The following is an 18,525-nucleotide window of genomic DNA, read 5'->3' as shown; positions in this document are numbered from 1 at the left end:
CCGGCTGCTCTGACAAAACAGGAGTGAAAGCCATGGCAGAAGCTGCCGCCGCCCTCGGCGAGTTCGATTTCGCCGGCGATGATCATGTCGTCCCCTTCCAGGTGGAAGGGCTGGATGTGCGCGGTCGCGCTGTCCAGCTCGGCCCAATGCTGGATTCAATCCTCGAACGCCACCATTATCCCACGCCCGTCGCCCGCCTTCTGGCGGAGGTGGTGGTGCTCACGGTGCTGCTCGGCACCTCGCTGAAGTTCGAGGGCAAATTCACTGTCCAGACCAAGAGCGACGGTCCCGTCGATCTCTTGGTTGCCGATTTCTCCACGCCGGAAAATGTCCGGGCCTACGCTCGCTTCGACCAGGCCTTGCTCGATAAGGCGATCGCGGCTGGCGAAACGGAGCCGGAACAGCTTCTCGGCAAGGGCGTTCTCGCCTTCACCATTGATCAGGGCAAGTTCAGCCAGCCCTATCAGGGTATCGTGGCACTTGACGGTACCTCGCTGGAAGACATTGCAGGTGTCTATTTCCGCCAGTCGGAGCAGATCCCGACGCGCGTGCGCCTTGCCGCAGCCGAGCTCTTCGACCGCGACGAGAACGGTAAGCCGCGTCACCGCTGGCGGGCAGGGGGCCTCGTCGCCCAATTCCTGCCGGAAGCGCCGGAGCGTATGCGCCGGCCCGATCTTCATGGCGGTGATGGCGACACGGCTGCGCGCGCCCATGTTGAGGATGATGCCTGGACGGAAGCCCGTTCGCTCGTTGAAACCGTGGATGCCGATGAACTGACCGATCCGCTCGTTGGCACCGAACGCCTGCTCTTTCGCCTCTTTCACGAACGCGGCGTGCGCGTCTACGATCCGCGCGCCGTCTTCGATCGTTGCAGCTGTTCACGGGAAAAGATCGGCGGCGTGCTGAAGGGCTTCAGCGCCGAGGAAATCGAGGCGAGCCAGGAAAATGGCGAGATCTCGGTCACCTGCGAATTCTGCTCCACGACCTACCGCTTCCCGGTGCAGGAAGTTGCGGCGGCGGAGTGAGTGCGCGGAGAATGGGGCAGGCTCTAGTTCAATACCCTGAGCAGGCCGGGTGAATCCAAAGAGAAGGCGGGTATGTCGACATCGAACGTCTCGCCTTCGTCCGTCTCCATCTGGTAGTGGCCGAACATCAGGCCGGACGGCGTATCCAGCGGGCAGCCCGACGAATATTCATAGGTGTCACCTGGCTGCAGCCGCGGCTGCTCGCCGACGACGCCGGGGCCGCTGACCTCGTCGATCTGCCCGTTCTGGTCGGTAATGTTCCAGTAGCGGTTGACGAGACGTACGGCGATGCCGGAATTGTTGCTGATGACCACACGGTAACCCCAGACATAGCGATCGTCATCCGGATCGGATTGCTCCTCCAGATAAAACGGCTCGACAACGACTTCGATATCTCGTGTGAGGGCGCGATACATGCCTTACACCTTAGTCAGGATATGTTACCCGTATCTTATAAGAGGCCTCTGCCGTCAAGAAACGGTACAGTGATCGCGGCCTCACCACCCCCGGTTGGACCGCCTTTCGTTCATTAAGCCTAACTCTCAGTGTTAATTTCAAGGCAAATGCGACGGCCGCAGCGTCTGCCGACGGCCGTGCCTTGATGGTCAGGCCGAAACCTTCGCCAGAGCGCGGGCGAAATCTTCTATCAGATCGTCCGTATCCTCGATGCCGGCCGACAGGCGCACAGTACCAGGCGAGATGCCGAGTTCGGCGCGAGCTTCGTCCGTCAGGTTCTTGTGCGTGGTCGTGGCCGGATGCGTGATCAGGCTCTTTGAGTCGCCGAGATTGTTGGAAATCTTGACGATCTCAAGCGCGTTCTGCAGCGCGAAGGCAGCTTCCTTGCCACCTTTGAGCTCGAAGCAGACGAGCGTCGACCCACCGGACATCTGTTTGGCGATGATATCGGCCTGCGGATGGTCTTTGCGGCCGGGATAGATGACCTTGGCGACCTTGCCCTGATCGGCCAGGAAATCCGCGATCTTCGTTGCATTCTGCGTCTGCTGCTTGACGCGCAGCGGCAGCGTCTCGATGCCCTTCAGGAGCGTCCAAGCGTTGAAGGGCGACATGGCCGGACCGGTATGGCGGAAGTAGTCGTGCAGGTTCTCGTCGATCCATTCCTTGTCGGAGAGAACGACGCCACCGAGGCAGCGGCCCTGGCCGTCGATATGCTTGGTCGCGGAATAGACGACGATATGGGCGCCGAGTTCCAGCGGCTTCTGGAAGAGCGGCGTCGCAAAGACGTTGTCGACGACGACCTTCGCGCCGATCTGGTTGGCGAGCTTGGCGACACCGGCGATGTCGATCACTTCCAGCGTCGGGTTGGTCGGGCTTTCCAGGAAGAACACCTTGGTCTTCGGGGTAACAGCCTTTTCCCAGTTTCCGAGGTCGCGACCGTCGATCAGCGTGCAGTCGATGCCGTATTTCGGCGCCAGCGTCTCGACGACCCAGCGGCAGGAGCCGAAGAGGGCACGGGCGGCAACGATATGATCGCCGGCCTTCAGCTGGCAGAGAATGGCGGCGGTGACTGCAGCCATGCCGGAAGCGGTGGCGCGGGCGTCTTCGGCGCCTTCCAGCATGCACATGCGCTTTTCGAACATGTCATTGGTGGGGCTGCCGTAGCGCGCATAGATGAAACCTTCGGTCTCGCCCTTGAAGCGCGCTTCCGCCGCTTCCGACGTATCGTAGACGAAACCCTGCGTGAGATAGATTGCCTCGGATGTCTCGCCATATTGCGAGCGGAGCGTTCCGCCGTGGACGAGTTGGGTTGCCGGGCGCCAGGTCTTGCTCATGCCATCACCACTTTCAAACAACAAAAAAACCGGCCGCAAATGCAGACCGGTTTTCAACCCGGTCTTTTTAGCCACTTATTTAACGTGGCTGCAAGCCGACCGGCCAAATCACCACGGGATAAATTTGCAATACTGCCGTTCTAAGCTTGCGTCAATTCCCCGACTTTGGTTTTGTCGGCTGCAAATTATGGATGGAGCATGATGGCTCGCGAAACTGGAATTTTGGCCGACCGCGCAATTGCAGCGCTGTTTGAGACGGGGCGTCTTCAAAGCGAGCGCGAGCTGGACCGCGACCAGATCCAGCCCGCCAGCTTGGATCTGCGGCTGGGCGCCAAGGCTTTTCGGGTGCGCGCCAGCTTCATGCCCGGCCCGTCCCATCTCGTCTCAGACAAGCTCGACCGACTGAGCCTGCATGTCATAGACCTCAGCGAAGGCGCGGTGCTGGAGACGGGCTGCGTCTACATCGTGCCGCTCATGGAGCGCCTCGATCTGCCGGCCGACATGTCGGCCTCGGCCAATCCGAAGAGCTCGACCGGCCGCCTCGATATCTTCACGCGCGTCATCACCGATTACGCGCAGGAATTCGACAAGATCCCATCAGGCTATTCCGGCCCGCTCTATCTCGAAATCAGCCCGCGCACCTTCCCCATCGTCGTGCGCCGCGGCTCGCGCCTGTCACAGATCCGCTTCCGCGTCGGCCATTCGGTTCTGGGCGAGCCGGAGCTTTTGAAGTTGCACGCAACGGAAACGCTCGTCGCTGCCAAGCAGCCGAACGTATCCGGCGGCGGCATTGCGCTGTCGATCGATCTGACGGGCGACGAGGAAGGCTTGATCGGCTATCGCGGCAAACACCACACGGCCGTCGTCGACGTCGACAAGAAGGCCCAGCACGATATCTACGATTTCTGGGAACCACTCTACAGCCGCGGCCGCACCGAGTTGATCCTCGATCCGGATGAGTTCTACATCCTCGTCTCGCGTGAGGCCGTGCACGTTCCCCCGCATTATGCGGCGGAAATGACCCCCTTCGATCCGCTCGTCGGTGAGTTCCGCGTCCACTATGCCGGCTTCTTCGATCCAGGCTTCGGCCATGCGCCGGCCGGCGGGCGCGGCAGCCGTGCGGTACTGGAAGTGCGCAGCCACGAAGTGCCCTTCATCTTGGAAGACGGCCAGATCGTCGGCCGCCTGATCTACGAGCACATGCAGGAACAGCCGTCGAGCCTCTACGGTTCAGGCCTCGGCTCCAACTATCAGGCCCAGGGCCTCAAACTGTCTAAGCATTTTCGGATTTGATGCCCGATGGCGCCGTCACTTGACAGCGGCGGCTATCTGTTGGAAGTCTCAAGCCATCAGGCGGGTGTAGCTCAATGGTAGAGCAGCAGCTTCCCAAGCTGAATACGAGGGTTCGATTCCCTTCACCCGCTCCAGCTATTCCTCTCAATCTCTTCCGAAAATGTTGATCGGCCGGTACTGGCGGTGAGCGATCGCCAGCGTGCGATCCGGGCGGATGATATAGGTCTCTTCGACCTGCCTGCCGTACTGGTCGATGAAATTGTGCGGGAAGGTCGAGCCAATAGGTGATTTGGTGAGTTTCGTGCGCGGCTGGCCGTTATAGGTGATGCTGCCGGGAATGGGCTCGATGCCGGGACCGGTATATTCGACAGTCGTGCAGCCAGCGAGCGCCAGCGCGCCGATGAGGCCAAGTGCGATCAGTTTCATATTGGAAGCCTTTCATTCCGCAGCACGGTGCTATTGTACCGCAAATCCCGGAAAGCTCACGATACAAACGGTACGCGTGTCTTCAATCCTTCGAGAAGAGCTTTGGTAAAGGTCGCCATCGGTCTGACTTCGCTCCTCTGAAACCGCTCGACCGACCATATTGCCGCTCTCGGTGCGATCTGCTAGAGCGGCAATGTCGAAAAAGGCAGGATCGGATGAGGTAAGCCCGGTCCCTTCCATCATCGGAAGCTCTGCTCCGTGTTTCACACGAGAACCCGCGACGTGGCCCGCATGCGAATGCGGGGTCCCGGCGGCATGCGGAGCGTTAAAAGACGCACTCCTCCGGGATTTTATTCTCAAAGGAGACATTCATGCGTTTGAACCATCTTGATTTCTACGTGCCCGATATTGCCGCTACGGCGGATTTCTTCCTGCGTTATTTCAGTCTGGAATTGCGGGAGATGAACGAACGGATCGGCCGGGCGATCCTTCATGACGACCAGGGAACGGAGATCGTCTTGAGCCGCCCGCTGCCGAAATTCGGCGGTGCCGATCAGGTGGAGCTGCAGCGGCAGACCTATCATATCGGCTTCATCCTCACCGAAAGATTGGATGTCGATCGGCTTCATGGCCGTCTGGTGACAGATGATGCCGCTGTCTCAGCACCACCGACCGCCATTCGCGGCAGCTGGCTCTTCTACTGCACCGCGCCCGGCAATCTTCTTGTCGAAGTCGGCTGGCGTCCACCAGCCTGAAGGACCTGAAACGAAAATGGGCGGCCGAAGCCGCCCATCCTCATTCAATCATGTCTTTTGCTCAGAATTCCGTCCAATCGGCTTCCTGGCTGCTAGCGGGGGCTGCGCTGTTCGCACCGAAAGCGCTGGCGAGCTTCTGGCCGAGGGCGCGGGCCGGCGAAGCCTTCGGGCGTGCGGTGCTTTCGGCAACGCGGACCGGGGCTCTGGCAGCCGGCCGGGCGGCAGCACGCGGCGCGGCCGGTGCCGTCGAGATTGGTGCGCTTGCAACGAAGCCGCCGGTGCCTGTCAGGCGGAACTGGCCAAGCAGGTTGTTGAGCGCCGTCGCTTCCGTGGCAAGGCTATGGCTTGCCGCGGTGGATTCCTCGACCATGGCGGCATTCTGCTGCGTGCCCTGATCCATGGTATTGACGGCTGTATTGATCTCCTGCAGGCCGGTCGACTGCTCGCGGGCAGCTTCAGCGATCGCATGGACGTGCTGGTTGATTTCCTGCACCTCGTAGACGATCGCATCGAGCGCCTTGCCCGTTTCGCCGACCAGCGAGACGCCGGTCTGCACATGTGTGCCTGACGTGGTGATCAGCGCCTTGATTTCCTTGGCAGCGTTTGCAGAGCGCTGGGCGAGTTCACGCACTTCCTGTGCGACGACCGCAAAACCCTTGCCGGCTTCACCGGCACGCGCTGCTTCGACACCGGCGTTCAGCGCCAGCAAGTTCGTCTGGAAGGCGATATCGTCGATGACGCCGATGATATTACCGATCTCGACGGAGGACTGCTCGATCTGATGCATGGCAGCAACCGCCTTGCGGACGACGTCGCCGGATTTCTCGGCGCCAAGGCGGGTGCGGGCGACGAGCTGGCTTGCCTCTTCGGCACGCTTTGCCGCGTCCTTCACCGTTATGGTGATCTCTTCGAGGGCTGCTGCCGTTTCTTCGACGGAAGCGGCCTGCTGTTCGGTACGCTTCGAAAGCTCGTCGGCAGAAGACCGGATCTCGTTGGCGCCGGCACTGATGGCACGGGCGTTGGAGCCGACTGCGTGCAGGGTTTCGTTGAGCTTCTCGACCGAATTGTTGAAGTCCTGGCGCAGCGCGTCGAGATGAGCGACGAAAGGCGTTTCGATATGTGAGAGGAGGTCGCCCGCCGAGAGCCGGCGCAGGCCGTCTCCGAGAGCATTGACCGCACGCTCGAGATCGGCGGCCTCCGCGGCCTTCTGCGTTTCGCGTTCACGGCGCTCGTTGTCGCTGAGGCTGCGGTCGGCTTCGGCGCGCGCCTCGATCTGGGCACGCTCGATCGCGTTGTCGCGGAAGATCGAGACGGCCTTTGCCATCTGGCCGACCTCGTCGCCGCGGTCGAGACCGCTGATCTCGCTTGCGGTATCGCCTTCGGCAAGCCGCGTCATGCGCAGGCGCAGCTGCATCATGGGGCCGGCGATGCCGATCTGCGCCACGGCCACGCTGATGCCGACGGCGGCGAGAACCGCGATGCCGATCAAAATGAAACAGAAGACGATCCGCCCATGGACGGCAGCCGAAAGAGCGTCGCCGCCGTCGTTGAGCATCGCCATCATCGCATCGTTGTTGGCGATCATCTTCGGCGTCAGCGCGTTGAGCTTGGCATTGATCAGGGCGACATTCGCCAGGGCGCCGGCGCTGTCTTTGGCCTTGCTCTGCTCGATGATCTTGTTCGCCAGCGTTTCGATTTCATCGATGCTGGCCTGGATTTCATCGATCGCCGCCTTTCGGCTGGGCACAAGCGCCAGCGCCTGCTTCATGCGGTCGCGTGCCTGCGGCAGCTTGCTCGGTGTAGCGAGCGCCGTTTGGAATGCCGGCGTATCGGGCTTCATCTCGGCAAGCAGGCTCACCTGCAGCACCGAGGCGACGACCGATGCGCTGGCGCGCGCACTCTGCATGGAAGCCAGCGCCTCATGATCGATGAAGGCGCTGTAAGTCGCGTCCGCTTGGCGGAACTCGGACATGACATAGACCAATCCGGCCATGGTGATCAGCCCCAGGAGCGCCACGACCGATATGACTTTTGTGCGGATTTTCAGATGTTTCAGCATGGAAATGTCACCCGATTGACCGGGTGTGTTGCGAACCCGGTGCTTTTGAAATCATTTGTTGCAGAACAATTCTTCGGTATTGCGGTGTGGGAGATACCTTGAGAGGTTCGACATGCGCATCATGCGGTCGGCCGGTGAGGTCGGTGTCGTCGGTAACAAATAAGATCGGATATTGCTTAATTCCGCGCTAACGGGCTCGCAGGATTGCCCGTAAATTTTGAGGGCATGGTTGTCATTTGCGCTTGGGTGTTCAAAAAATGCAATTTATGCGGAATTTCTTGTGTGGCTGGCGCAGAGCCGTGTCTTCCGAAGCCTTGCTTTGAAGGCCTGCACGTATCGCAATTCTGTCCGATCGCCGTCTGCCGCCCGCCAGGCTATATTCCCCGATGGGCGTGATTCTGTTACATCTCGGCCTGTGGCCAAGCGCCGCTCTTATTCCCGAGGCAGGTTATCATGGTGCAATTTAGACCGGCGTTTCTGGCTCTCAGAGGGATTTTCGTCCTTTGCCTATTTTCGGTTGTACTGCTTTCGGCTTTTTCCGCTTTTGCGCAGCAGTCGGGCCTGTCCGTGCCGCTGCTTTTCGATTCTCGCGAGCGCCTGGCGAAGCCCGATCTCTCCTCGCTCGTGCGCCTGCGTTTCCTGACCTCGGTGGACTTCCCGCCCTTCAATTTCACCGACCAGAACGGCAAGCTCTCCGGCTTCAACGTCGATCTCGCCCGCGAGATCTGCACCGAGCTGGAGATCGCCGACAAGTGCCAGATCCAGGCGCTGCCCTTTGCCGACCTGCAGAAAGCGCTCGCCGGCCTACAGGGCGACGCCGTCATTGCCGGCCTTGCCGTCACGCCCGAGCTGCGCCGCGAGTTCCTCTTCTCCCGCCCTTATCTGATGCTGCCGGCCCGCTTCGTCCGCAACGTGGGCGCCTCCGTGGCCGGAACGACGGCTACCGGCCTCGCCGGCCATTCCGTCGGCGTCGTCAAGGGTACCGTGCATGAGGCGATGCTTGCTGCCTTCTTCCCCGCCATCAAAGCTCAGCCCTTCGACAATAAGGAAGCGCTGCTGACGGCCTTGAAGGAACGCAAGATCGATGCTGCCTTTGCCGATGCGCTGCAGCTTTCCTTCTGGGTCGCTTCGTCAGCTTCGGGCAAATGCTGCGCCCTGTTCGACGGTCCCTATATGTCCGAGCATTTCCTGGGCGAGGGAATGACGATCATGCTGCGCCAGAACGACAGCGTGCTGATGGCGGCGATCGACCATGCGCTGGCAACGCTCTCGCGCAATGGCCGCCTGCAGGAAATCTATCTGCGTTATTTCCCTTACGGGCTGTACTAGAGCAATTCCAGCAAACGTGTGCAGCGGTTTTGCGTGCGGAATTGCGTAAAAAAAGCAGAAAGGTTTACCCCTTGCGGAAGCGGGCGATCGCGCTGCGTTCGATGGCGGCGCAGGTCAGCTTGTCGAGGCCGAGGCGGTCGCGCAGCAGGCTGAGCAGCCGCAGTTCTTCGGCCTTGACGGAAAGGTCGGCCGAGGCGACTTCGACCGCCAAGGCGTAGGCCGTGTCATAGAGACGGGCAGGCAGCGTATCGCGAACGGTCTCCAGCACGACGTCAAGCCCTTCGGGGCCTGCCAGCAGCGAGGCGCAGTCGCGGGCGATGGAAATCAGATTGTCGTCGTCGAAATCGCGGAAAACCGGCAGGAAGCCGATGAGCTGACCGATCCTCTCCATTTCCCGGTCATTCATGGTGCTGTCGACGGCGGATGCCATCACCATCACATAGATCAGCGCGTCATGGGCGGAAAGCGGCTTGTTCATGTCTGATTCCCTCTTCGATGAGCGGAGATTAGGAATTGGCGGTCTTTATTACAAGGGAGCGGCCGTTTCGGGCCGGGGTGTAGCCGCCGGCCTGCGGCGCGGATCCTCGCCGTGAATGCCTTGCTTTGCCTGTTTTGCTTTTTCGCCGGCAGCGGCAAGCCGTGAACCCGGCTGCGCCTCCACCCAGCCGTTTTCAACCAGCCATGTGCCGATATCCTGCTGCCCCAGCCGGCAGGCCGCACTCGCCATGTCCTCCCACGCATCGGAAGGCAGGTCGCAATCGATCGTGCGGTTGCGCAGGTAAAGCCGCAGCGCCGTCTTCGCCATCATGCCGCATGGCCACTGTTTGCCATCCGAGCCGCAGCTCTTGTCGGCGGGCGTCTCGATGACATTGGCAATCTGCAGCCTGCGTTTGCCGAAGGAGAGGATGCCGGCGCTCTCCACCGTCGGCCGCAGCAGTTCCACGCTGTCCTTTCCAGCAGGCGCAGTTGATGGCGTCTCTGTCGGCGCAGGAGCGCTTTGCGCCATTGCATCCGCTGGCGCATTTTCGGAAGAGGCCTCTGCTGTGTTTCCGGATGGAGCCGCCGCCGGCTCGGTTGGCGCAGGCTCCGTTGCCCGAGCGATCAATTCAGCATCTTCGTCTGTGATCGATACAGGCGGTTTTGCCACATCGGCGGTCGCATCGGGCAGCACTGCGGCTACGCTTCCGGCATCGGCGTTGGATGACAGGCCCTCGCTTCCATTGAGCCGCGCTTGCCCGGCCAAGAGCAGGCCAACCACAGTCGCCATCCCCGCGATACCTGTGATGAAGGCTGCAGGGCGCATGATTATTTTCCTATTGGCTGGCCCAGATGATGCGGGCAATCCATTCGACGTCGGAAAGCTCGATCGTCCGGTTAGGATGTTCGGGATTGAGCGACAAAAGTTCGATGGAGCGCGGGCTCTGGCGCAGAAGCACCTTGGCCATGACCTCGCCCTCGCGTGTCTTGACGACGACGCGGTCGTTGCGGCGCACCTGCGCACCGGGCTCCACGATCAGCACATCGCCGTCGCGATAGAGCGGCATCATGCTTTCGCCCTGTACCTCGAGCGCATAGACGCCAGCCTTCTGCGAGGGGCCAGCCGGAAATTCCACCACATCCCAGCCTTGGCCCGCAGGAAAACCGCCATCGTCGAAAAAGCCGCCAGCGCCCGCCTGTGCAAAGCCGAGCAGGGGAATGGAGCTTCCCTGTGAGGCAAAAATACTGTCCGGCAGGCTGGCGGCGGCGGCACCCGCCGGCCGCATGAAGCCAAGGAACTGCTCCATGCTCGCCCCCGTCGCCTCCAGCACCTTGGCGATGGATTCCGTCGAAGGCCAGCGCAGACGCCCGTCTGCCGAGAGCCGCTTGGATTTGTTGAAGGAGGTCGGATCGAGCCCCGCCCGCCGCGCAAGACCGGACGGCGTCAGGTCATGCCCTTCGGCAAGCCTGTCGATCGCCCCCCAGATCTGGTCATGTGACAGCATATGCGTCCGGTTCCGCGGTCCATCCGGCCGCTTTCTATCGCCGGCAGATTAACCGAGGCACTTCCCCGAGTAAAGTGAAAATGAGGAATAAAATCCTGTCTCTTTAGAGCGCCGTGCGTCCATTCGGACGCACAAAGGACGCTCTAACTGTTTAAATCTGCGCATCAGGCTTTCCGAAAATCGATTCCGATTTTCGGGTGGATGCTGTAGGGCGCAAGCTCAGGCGACCATGGCCATATTGATCTTGCCGAGCTGGATGACTGCCTGCGTGCGGCTGTCGACGTTGAGCTTCAGGAGGATTGCCGAGACATGCGCCTTGATCGTCGCTTCGGAAACGCCGAGCTCGTAGGCGATCTGCTTGTTTAGGAGTCCTTCGCCGAGCATGGTCAGCACCCGGCTCTGCTGCGGTGTCAGCGTGTGCAGGCGATGGATGAGGTCGGCGACATCGGGGTCCTGTTCCTGTCCATCGCGATAGCTCTCCGGCGTGGCAATGTCGCCCGCGAGCACTGTCAGGATGCCGCGGCGGATATCCTCGATGCCTGAGGATTTCGAAATGAAACCGGAAGCGCCGAGCTCCAGCGCCCGGCGGATCGTCGTGGTGTCATCGGTTGCCGAGATGATGACGATCGGCAGGCTGACGAATTCGGAGCGCAGCGCCATCAGGCCGGAAAAACCGCTGACTCCAGGCATGGCAAGATCGAGCAGCATCAGGTCCGCATCCGGGTGCTCGCCCGCAGCCGTTCTTGCCGCAGAGAAATCCCCGGCTTCGACGATCGCCTGCCGTCCTTCCATACCGGTCACCGCCTGCCGCAACGCGTCGCGGAAAAGCGGGTGGTCGTCAGCGATGATGATGGTCTGTTCCTGCATCGAAAACTCCCTCCCAAGAGCTCGATCCCATCAGTCCTGTCCGGCTCCCCCGCACGAACATGACTCTCCATTTATATGAATATAACCAGATCAACTCCGCTGCGGAAGGGGATTGGCCTTGTCTTCCGCCTGGAATTCCCGAACTATACCCATGAAACTGCGCATCATCCGCTCCATGATGCCGATCGAGCGGTCGACTTCCGCATCCGTCGGCAAGGCGGGCCGGGCGGCTGTATTCTTCTCCAGCGCGCTCACCCGATCGGCAAGCCGGTCGAGTTCGTCCTCATAGGCGGCGCGTTCATCGGCCGCCATGCGGCAGACCAGCGCCCCGTCATTTTCGGTGCAGAGCGACATCGCTCCCGTCTGCCGGTCGAGGCGCACGAAATGGTCGCCGCTGCGCTCGAGCTGGAAGCGGGCTGCGTCTGGCTCCGCCGCCAATGCCGCAAGCGGCAGAAGACCGGCGGCAAGCATGATTGCAAATGCCTTCATCGTCTCATCCTCCGCAAAGCCTGGTGCCTGTCCGTTTTTGCGCCCGCAGGCGTGGACATCGCCGTCTCTTTGGGGCAAAGCCCTCATCAGGAAGGCCAGCCCCCTTCTCAAAAAGGCCACCAACGGGATCATCATGACCGCGACACCGACCCTTTACAAGATCGTGCCGGAGGCGCTCTGGCAGGAAGCCAGACAAACCGGCGTTTTTCATGGCGCCGGCATCGATATCAAGGATGGCTTCATCCATTTCTCGACGGCAGATCAGGTCAAGCAGACCGCAGCGCTGCATTTTGCCGGCCAGACCGGCCTTGTCCTCGTCGCCATCGATGGCCGCAATTTCGGTGACAGGCTGGTCTTCGAACCCTCGCGGGGCGGTGCGCTCTTCCCGCATCTTTATGCCGATCTGCCGCTTTCGGCCGTCCTCTGGGAAGCGCCTTTATCGCTTGACGATGCCGGCCTCCACATCTTTCCGGAGCTTGCCCCGTGATCGATCCTTTCAAGCGCATCGCCCGCCGGGGCCTCTTCCTCTTCGATCCGGAAACCGCGCACGGCATGTCGATCGCGGCGCTGAAATCGGGCGTCGTGCCCGCCTGCCGCATCGCGCCGGATCCGCGACTGCGCCAGACCGTTGCTGGTCTCGACTTTGCCAATCCGCTCGGTATGGCGGCAGGCTATGACAAGAACGCGGAAGTGCCGGAGGCACTGCTGAAGCTCGGTTTCGGCTTCACTGAGATCGGCACCGTTACACCGAAGCCGCAATTGGGCAATCCGCGCCCGCGCATCTTCCGCCTGGTGGAGGATGAAGGCGTCATCAACCGCCTTGGCTTCAACAATGAAGGCCATGAAGCGGCCTTCCGCCGTCTTACGCAGATCGGTCGTGCGGGCATCGTCGGCGTCAATATCGGCGCTAACAAGGATAGCGAGGACCGGATCGCCGACTATGTCGCCGGCATCCGCCGCTTCTATTCGGTCGCCCGCTATTTCACCGCCAATATTTCCTCGCCCAACACGCCGGGCCTGCGCGATCTGCAGGCGCGCGAAAGCCTCGCTGCTCTCCTGTCGGCCGTGCTGACGGCACGCGACGAGGAGGCCGAAAAGGCCGGCCGGAAAATCCCGGTCTTCCTGAAGATCGCCCCTGATCTTACCGAAGAGGGCATGGATGACATTGCCGCGGAGGCGCTGTCGCATGCGCTGGATGGTCTCATCGTCTCGAACACGACGCTCTCCCGCGACGGCTTGAAGGATCAGCTCCAGGCGAAGGAGACCGGCGGCCTCTCCGGCGTGCCGCTGTTCGAGAAATCCACCGCTGTGCTCGCCAAGATGCGCAAGCGCGTCGGTCCGTCCCTGCCGATCATTGGTGTCGGCGGCGTGTCCTCGGCCGAAACGGCGCTGGAAAAGGTCAGAGCCGGGGCCGATCTCGTGCAGCTCTATTCCTGCATGGTCTATGAAGGCCCGGGCCTTCCCGGCACGATTGTTCGCGGCCTGTCGAAGCTGCTCGACCGTGAAAAGGTTGCCTCGATCCGCGATCTCAGGGACAGCCGCGTCGATTACTGGGCGGCTCGGAACGTCTGAGCCGCGCGTGGCTTCACCAGCACTGCCAAGAAGAAACCGCGAAACAGCAGGAAGGCATTCATCGCCAGCCATAGGCCATGATTGCCGAAGAGCGGCACGAAGACGGCGAGCATGGCGAGATATCCTGCAAAGGACATCAGCATCCGGTTGCGCATGTCGACGGACCATGTCGCGCCGATGAAGACGCCGTCCATCAGGAAGGCAAGCGCACCCGTCAGCCCCGTGACCGCTGCCCAAGGCAGGTAGGTCTCGGCCGCTGCCTGGACCTCGGGCGAATTGGTCAACACTGAAATCAGAGTTGGGCCGGCAAAATAGAAGAAGCCGGAAATGATCGCCGCCAGCCCGAAGGACCAGAGGATCGTGAGTCTCAAACCGCGGTCGAAGGCGGGCCGGTATTGCGCGCCGATCGCCCGGCCGGTGATCTGCTCGGCGGCATTGGCAAGGCCGTCGAGATAATAGCCCGACAGCAGGAAGAAGTTCATCAGCACGGCATTGGCCGCCAGTGTTATGGCGCCGAAGCTGGTGCCGATGCGGGTCATGATCGCGAATGAGCCGATCAGCACGAAGGTGCGGATCAGGATGTCGCGGTTCAGCGCGAAGAGTTCGGCGAGCTTGCTCCGCGAAAAGACCTCCATCCGACTTGGCCGATACGCTTTGTTGAAACTGCGCAGCACGATGAAAAGACCGGCAAGCGCGCCCGCCGTTTCGCCCGCCATCGTGCCCCAGGCGACGCCTGAAACGCCCCAGTCGAGCGAAAGCCCGAGATAGATGGAAAGCAGGATATTGATGCCGTTGATCAGCGCCTGCAGCAGCAGCCCTGTCCGACCCTGACCGCGGCCGAGGACGAAGCCGAGAAGGGCGTAATTGGCAAGCGCTGCCGGTGCGGCGAGAATGCGGATCGAGAAATAGGTGCTGGTCGCCTCGGCAATCCGACCCTCCGCCCCCATCAGCTTCAGCCCGATCAGGATCAACAGCGGTGATAGCACGAGAAGTGCCAGGCCGGAGCCGAGCGCCGAGACGATCGCCCGCCAGAACACGGCCTGCTGCTCATGCGCGTCACGCCGCCCGAGCGCCTGCGCCGTCAGGCCGGTGGTCGAGGCACGCAGGAAATTGAAGCTGCCCATGATGAGGTCGAACAGCATGGCGCCGATCGCCAGCCCCGCCAGCGCTTCCGGATCGCCCATATGGCCGACGACGGCGGTATTGGTGATGCCGAGCAGCGGCGTGGTCATGAAGCCGAGCGTCATCGGAATGGCGATCGACAGCACCAGCCGGTGCGTCACGTCGAATGCCAATGTATTTCTGCTGCTGCCGGTATCCATATCCGCCTCTTGGGGAGAGAGGCGGAATCGCCTCAGCTGGAAAGCACCATGGCCCAATAGGGCAGGTTCTTGGAAGACGTATTATGTGCAACGGCAACGCCGATACCGCTATAGCGCCCGAGCATATTTTCCAGATGGTGGGGAGAGTTGATCCAGGCGGTGACGACCGCATCGACGCTCTGCTGGCCCGACGCGATGTTTTCGGCGGCCGGCAGGGCAACACCGCTCGCCTTCACGCGGGCGCCGAAACTGTCCGTCATGCCCATCAGATGCTTCATCCTGCCCGCACTTGCCATGCGTTTGGCCTGGAAGATCGCGGCGGCACTTGCATGCGGATCGACGCTGAGCGGCGGCAGGCCGTTCTTGGCGCGAAGCTGGTTGACGAGCGGTAATGCAGAAGCCGTCTCGTCTGCGGCATTGGAAGGCGTGGTCGCAAGTTTCGGGGTCGTCGTGCAGCCGGCAATGCCGGCCACCAGTGCAAGACCTGAAAGCTGCAGCAGGCCGCGGCGTGAAAGGATGATTGAGCTCATGTTATTTGCGATAGCTGAAAAGACGGATGATGATGAAGATCGGGATGACGATGGTCGCACCCAGGATCAGATAGTCGCCGACGCGGCCAAGCGCAGAGAAGCCCTGCCGCCATAGATGGATCACGAAATCACGGAAGTTGTAGATAAGTTCCCAGGGGGTCAGCCCAAAGATGGCCATGACGAAGCCGACGATCAGCGACACCACCAAAAGTTTGATGATCGTGCGGCCAATGGAATCGCCGAGGAACCTGTTCACCTGATCGGACATGCGCCATCTCCTGTTTGCCTTGAGATACGGTCGCGGCGATTCGCCCGCAAGCCTTTTCCGCCAAGACAGCACCGCCTCTGAAATAGGACTTGAGTTTTTTTGTGGCCGAAGCCAAATGCCGCCAGCCAAAGGGTCTAATCATGCAGCCAAGCCAGCTCTCATCCGGCGATGTCATCGCCGACCGCCGTGCCGATTACGCCAGGATGCTGGATGAGGGCGGCGAGCCGGATGCCGCCGCCGAGCTGATGGAACAGGCGCTGGAACTGGTACCGGCATGGGCTGCAGGTTGGTACCGCCTCGCCACCTACCAGGAAAAGGTGGGCAAAACGGATGCCGCCGTCGAAGCCTATCGCCGTACGCTGGAACTCGATCCCGAGGATGTTTTCGGCTCGAGCCTCAAGCTTGCTCTGCTCGGCGACACTGAGACGCCGGCCCAGCCGCCAAGCCGCTATGTTGAACGCCTCTTCGACGATTATGCCGATCGTTTCGAGACCTCGCTCGTCGAGAAGCTGGACTATTCCGTTCCGCAGAAACTTGCGGCGCTCGTCGCGTCGACCGGAAGGCACTATCGGCGTGCCGTTGATCTCGGCTGCGGTACGGGCCTGCTCGGTCCTGAAATCCGCGCCCAAGTCACGGAGCTCGAAGGTTTCGACCTGTCGCAGAACATGCTGGCGAAGGCTGCCGAAAAGCATATCTACGACCACCTCGCCCAGGCAGACCTGTCGCTGGCGTCCGAAGCCTCCGGTCTCTTTACCGATGGCGCGCGGCACCGCGCCGATCTCGTCACCGCCGCCGACGTGCTGATGTATCTCGGCAATCTGGAAAGCGTCTTTGCGATCCTCGACGACCTCGCCATAGCGGGCGCCGATTTTGTCTTTTCGGTCGAGGATGGCGGCGAAGGCGATGGCTTCAGCCTGGCGCCGTCACTGCGTTATGCCCACTCCCAATCCTATGTCGAAGGGCTGGCAGCGGCGCACGGTCTCGAAATCCTCGACATCGTCAAAACCACCATTCGCAAAGATGGCGGCAAACCGGTTTCCGGCATTCTGTTCCTTACGCGCAAGACCGACTGAACGCATATTTCTTGCGATTTTAAAATAGGTCAGCATTACTTACGTATTTCGCTTGCACGCAACCTTGCAAGGCCTGATAATCCGGCCATTCCGCGAGAAGCGACGCGCCCCCAAAGCGCAGCACGCGCCGCATCCACCCTTACATTTCCTCTTCCTCCGGCCTGTCCGGAGCCGCCGCTATTGGAGATCGCGTCATGAGCCAGCTCATCAGTGCCCTCGGTTTCTGGAACACCACTGCGACGCGCCACACGCCGGTCGAGGATGTGCAAGGCATATTCTCCGGCAGCCTCGTTTCCGCGCTCGGCCTTTATGTGCTCGCCAGTGCCGGCCTTCTCACCGGCAGCACCGCCGGCATTGCCTTCCTGCTGCACTATGCTTTCGGCGTGAATTTCGGCCTCGCCTTCTTCCTGCTCAACCTGCCCTTCTTCTATCTCTCGTGGAAGCGCCTTGGCACGGCCTTCACGATCAAGACGTTCATCGCTATCGGCCTGACCTCGCTTCTCACTAGCCTGCAGCCGAAGGTTATGGAGATCGCCGCCATTCATCCGGCCTGGGCGGCTCTTCTTGGTGGTCTGCTGCTTGGCTACGGCCTTCTGGCGCTCTATCGCCATCGCGCCAGCCTCGGCGGCGTCGGCATTCTCGGCATCTATATGCAGGAGCGTTTCGGCATCCGCGCCGGCCTCGTGCAGCTTGTGATCGATATGTGCGTGCTGGCCGCCGCCTTTTTCGTCACCACGCCACCGGTCGTCTTCTATTCCGTGCTCGGTGCCGTGGTCCTCAACCTCTTCGTCGCCGTCAACCACAGGGCCGACCGCTACATCGCGCTCTAAAGCATGTCGCACAAAACTGTGCAGCGGTTTTGCGATAACGACATGCGAAGACAAGAGCCTAAGGCGTGGTAGGCGAATCTGAAGGATCGCGACACGCTTTGGGGCAGTTCTAACCTTACAAATCCGTAAGCCATTCTAAACAAAACGTAACTTGCCCGTGATCGGTCCTGGCGCGACACTTCTCCTCGCGCCGGATATGATGAGGTGAGCTATGTCAGATTTGGAAAAGCTTGTCAGACGCCGCATGCAGGAAGAATATGCCAAGGGTTCTTCTGCAGAGGAAATCGCCAAGGTCGTTCGCGACATATTCAACAGCGTCGACCTCTCGGGCAAATGGCCTGGAGCCGTTGCCGCACGGGCCACGACGGATCACGGGTGACCATATAATCAACCGACCCGAAACCTTCGGGTCGGTCGCTGGGATGAATTCCCTATAGGCAGAATCTATCAGGCTGCGTTCTGCGGCGCATCGATCGGATGCTGGCTGCGGAAGCCGACAGCAAGCCGGTTCCAGATATTGATAGTGCCGATCGCAACCGTGATCTTGGTCATTTCTTCTTCAGAGAAATGCGCCTTCAGGGCTTCGTAATCGGCATCCGGCGCACCAGTCTCTGCAATCTTCGTCACCGCATCGACCCAGCCGAGCAGCGCGCGTTCGCGGGCGTCGTAAACCGGCGATTCCCGCCAGACGCACATCAGGTTGATCCACTGTTCGGAAAGCCCGTGATGGCGCGCTTCCTTCGAATGCATGTCGACGCAATAGGCGCAGCCATTGATCTGCGAGGCACGAAGCTTGATCAGGTGAATGAAGCGCTTATCCAGTCCGGATTCCTGCACATACTGCTCCAGAGCGACGACGGCCTTATAGGCATCCGGAGCGGCTTTGCCGAAGTTGAAACGTGCTTGCATGGTATT

Annotated in this window: 22 protein-coding genes, 1 tRNA gene and 1 riboswitch; of the genes, 10 read left to right on the top strand and 13 right to left on the bottom strand. The window is 61.0% G+C overall.

Going from position 1 to position 18,525, the window contains the following annotated elements; genetic code table 11:
* Positions 1–32: 32 nt before the first annotated feature.
* Positions 33–1,025, top strand: coding sequence for an Hsp33 family molecular chaperone (locus ACR9ZQ_RS23235; protein ID WP_113322925.1), 993 nt, complete (start codon positions 33–35; stop codon positions 1,023–1,025).
* A gap of 23 nt (positions 1,026–1,048) precedes the next feature.
* On the opposite strand, the gene apaG is transcribed toward ACR9ZQ_RS23235, so the two are convergent.
* Positions 1,049–1,441: a Co2+/Mg2+ efflux protein ApaG gene (gene apaG, locus ACR9ZQ_RS23230; protein WP_113322926.1), complete on the bottom strand. Its 393-nt coding sequence runs from the start codon at positions 1,439–1,441 to the stop codon at positions 1,049–1,051.
* Between the two features lie 189 nt (positions 1,442–1,630).
* On the bottom strand, positions 1,631–2,815 hold the full coding sequence (locus ACR9ZQ_RS23225; protein ID WP_481428873.1) for an O-succinylhomoserine sulfhydrylase: 1,185 nt from the start codon (positions 2,813–2,815) through the stop codon (positions 1,631–1,633).
* Between the two features lie 46 nt (positions 2,816–2,861).
* A riboswitch (SAM riboswitch) is annotated at positions 2,862–2,940 on the bottom strand.
* A gap of 73 nt (positions 2,941–3,013) precedes the next feature.
* Between ACR9ZQ_RS23225 and ACR9ZQ_RS23220 the strand changes: the two genes are divergently transcribed.
* Positions 3,014–4,108, top strand: coding sequence for a 2'-deoxycytidine 5'-triphosphate deaminase (locus ACR9ZQ_RS23220; RefSeq protein ID WP_162748013.1), 1,095 nt, complete (start codon positions 3,014–3,016; stop codon positions 4,106–4,108).
* Positions 4,109–4,168: 60 nt separating this feature from the next.
* Positions 4,169–4,242, top strand: a tRNA-Gly gene (locus ACR9ZQ_RS23215).
* Between the two features lie 10 nt (positions 4,243–4,252).
* Here the strand turns inward: ACR9ZQ_RS23215 and ACR9ZQ_RS23210 are convergent.
* Positions 4,253–4,534: a hypothetical protein gene (locus ACR9ZQ_RS23210; protein ID WP_113322929.1), complete on the bottom strand. Its 282-nt coding sequence runs from the start codon at positions 4,532–4,534 to the stop codon at positions 4,253–4,255.
* Positions 4,535–4,905: 371 nt separating this feature from the next.
* On the opposite strand from ACR9ZQ_RS23210, the gene ACR9ZQ_RS23205 reads away from it, so the two are divergent.
* Entirely contained in the window at positions 4,906–5,289 is a 384-nt protein-coding gene (locus ACR9ZQ_RS23205; RefSeq protein ID WP_310379013.1) for a VOC family protein, read from the top strand.
* A 61-nt stretch (positions 5,290–5,350) separates the two neighbouring features.
* On the opposite strand, the gene ACR9ZQ_RS23200 is transcribed toward ACR9ZQ_RS23205, so the two are convergent.
* Complete coding sequence (locus tag ACR9ZQ_RS23200; protein WP_310379012.1) at positions 5,351–7,348, bottom strand: methyl-accepting chemotaxis protein; 1,998 nt, start codon at positions 7,346–7,348, stop codon at positions 5,351–5,353.
* Positions 7,349–7,801: 453 nt separating this feature from the next.
* Here ACR9ZQ_RS23200 and ACR9ZQ_RS23195 point away from each other — a divergent pair, with 453 nt between their 5' ends.
* Positions 7,802–8,677 carry a transporter substrate-binding domain-containing protein gene (locus tag ACR9ZQ_RS23195; protein WP_310379010.1) on the top strand — a complete coding sequence of 292 codons (876 nt, stop codon included), beginning with the start codon at positions 7,802–7,804 and terminating at the stop codon, positions 8,675–8,677.
* A 64-nt stretch (positions 8,678–8,741) separates the two neighbouring features.
* Here the strand turns inward: ACR9ZQ_RS23195 and ACR9ZQ_RS23190 are convergent, their stop codons facing one another.
* The 5 genes from ACR9ZQ_RS23190 to ACR9ZQ_RS23170 form a co-directional block, all read right to left on the bottom strand.
* The gene (locus tag ACR9ZQ_RS23190) at positions 8,742–9,155 is read right to left on the bottom strand and encodes a tellurite resistance TerB family protein (RefSeq protein WP_007821246.1); all 414 of its coding nucleotides are present in this window, start codon (positions 9,153–9,155) and stop codon (positions 8,742–8,744) included.
* Positions 9,156–9,203: 48 nt separating this feature from the next.
* Entirely contained in the window at positions 9,204–9,980 is a 777-nt protein-coding gene (locus ACR9ZQ_RS23185) for a thermonuclease family protein (protein ID WP_481428872.1), read from the bottom strand.
* A gap of 10 nt (positions 9,981–9,990) precedes the next feature.
* Entirely contained in the window at positions 9,991–10,659 is a 669-nt protein-coding gene (locus ACR9ZQ_RS23180) for a S24 family peptidase (RefSeq protein WP_037101171.1), read from the bottom strand.
* 219 nt (positions 10,660–10,878) lie between these two features.
* Complete coding sequence (locus ACR9ZQ_RS23175; RefSeq protein ID WP_113184061.1) at positions 10,879–11,526, bottom strand: response regulator; 648 nt, start codon at positions 11,524–11,526, stop codon at positions 10,879–10,881.
* 90 nt (positions 11,527–11,616) lie between these two features.
* Positions 11,617–12,015, bottom strand: a complete 399-nt coding sequence (locus ACR9ZQ_RS23170; protein WP_113322936.1) for a hypothetical protein — start codon at positions 12,013–12,015, stop codon at positions 11,617–11,619.
* A gap of 133 nt (positions 12,016–12,148) precedes the next feature.
* Between ACR9ZQ_RS23170 and ACR9ZQ_RS23165 the strand changes: the two genes are divergently transcribed.
* Positions 12,149–12,502, top strand: coding sequence for a DUF952 domain-containing protein (locus ACR9ZQ_RS23165; RefSeq protein WP_310379002.1), 354 nt, complete (start codon positions 12,149–12,151; stop codon positions 12,500–12,502).
* Positions 12,499–13,587, top strand: coding sequence for a quinone-dependent dihydroorotate dehydrogenase (locus ACR9ZQ_RS23160; RefSeq protein WP_310379000.1), 1,089 nt, complete (start codon positions 12,499–12,501; stop codon positions 13,585–13,587). The genes ACR9ZQ_RS23165 and ACR9ZQ_RS23160 overlap by 4 nt, the downstream gene beginning before the upstream one ends.
* Here ACR9ZQ_RS23160 and ACR9ZQ_RS23155 read toward each other — a convergent pair.
* Genes ACR9ZQ_RS23155 through ACR9ZQ_RS23145 form a run of 3 tightly spaced genes read right to left on the bottom strand, consistent with a single transcriptional unit; the run spans position 13,563 to position 15,707 of the window.
* Positions 13,563–14,909: an MATE family efflux transporter gene (locus ACR9ZQ_RS23155; RefSeq protein WP_481428871.1), complete on the bottom strand. Its 1,347-nt coding sequence runs from the start codon at positions 14,907–14,909 to the stop codon at positions 13,563–13,565. The two genes, ACR9ZQ_RS23160 and ACR9ZQ_RS23155, sit on opposite strands and share 25 nt — an antisense overlap.
* A 32-nt stretch (positions 14,910–14,941) precedes the next feature.
* Positions 14,942–15,439, bottom strand: coding sequence for a CAP domain-containing protein (locus ACR9ZQ_RS23150; protein ID WP_310378996.1), 498 nt, complete (start codon positions 15,437–15,439; stop codon positions 14,942–14,944).
* 1 nt (position 15,440) lies between these two features.
* Complete coding sequence (locus ACR9ZQ_RS23145; protein ID WP_007821228.1) at positions 15,441–15,707, bottom strand: DUF6460 domain-containing protein; 267 nt, start codon at positions 15,705–15,707, stop codon at positions 15,441–15,443.
* A gap of 140 nt (positions 15,708–15,847) precedes the next feature.
* Between ACR9ZQ_RS23145 and ACR9ZQ_RS23140 the strand changes: the two genes are divergently transcribed.
* The 3 genes from ACR9ZQ_RS23140 to ACR9ZQ_RS23130 all read left to right on the top strand — a co-directional run bounded on the left by ACR9ZQ_RS23140 (position 15,848) and on the right by ACR9ZQ_RS23130 (position 17,989).
* A complete protein-coding gene (locus ACR9ZQ_RS23140) occupies positions 15,848–16,780 on the top strand; it encodes a class I SAM-dependent DNA methyltransferase (protein ID WP_310378993.1) in 933 nt (310 codons plus the stop codon).
* 194 nt (positions 16,781–16,974) lie between these two features.
* On the top strand, positions 16,975–17,610 hold the full coding sequence (locus ACR9ZQ_RS23135; RefSeq protein ID WP_310378991.1) for a YitT family protein: 636 nt from the start codon (positions 16,975–16,977) through the stop codon (positions 17,608–17,610).
* A 211-nt stretch (positions 17,611–17,821) separates the two neighbouring features.
* A complete protein-coding gene (locus tag ACR9ZQ_RS23130) occupies positions 17,822–17,989 on the top strand; it encodes a hypothetical protein (RefSeq protein ID WP_310380111.1) in 168 nt (55 codons plus the stop codon).
* 68 nt (positions 17,990–18,057) lie between these two features.
* Here the strand turns inward: ACR9ZQ_RS23130 and ACR9ZQ_RS23125 are convergent, their stop codons facing one another.
* Positions 18,058–18,519 carry a carboxymuconolactone decarboxylase family protein gene (locus ACR9ZQ_RS23125; RefSeq protein ID WP_481428870.1) on the bottom strand — a complete coding sequence of 154 codons (462 nt, stop codon included), beginning with the start codon at positions 18,517–18,519 and terminating at the stop codon, positions 18,058–18,060.
* Between the last annotated feature and the right edge of the window lie 6 nt (positions 18,520–18,525).

The organism is Rhizobium sp. KNZ14-9A, assembly GCF_056755015.1.
Note: the sequence above shows the minus strand (reverse complement) of the source record. Positions and strands in the feature narration are given on the sequence as shown.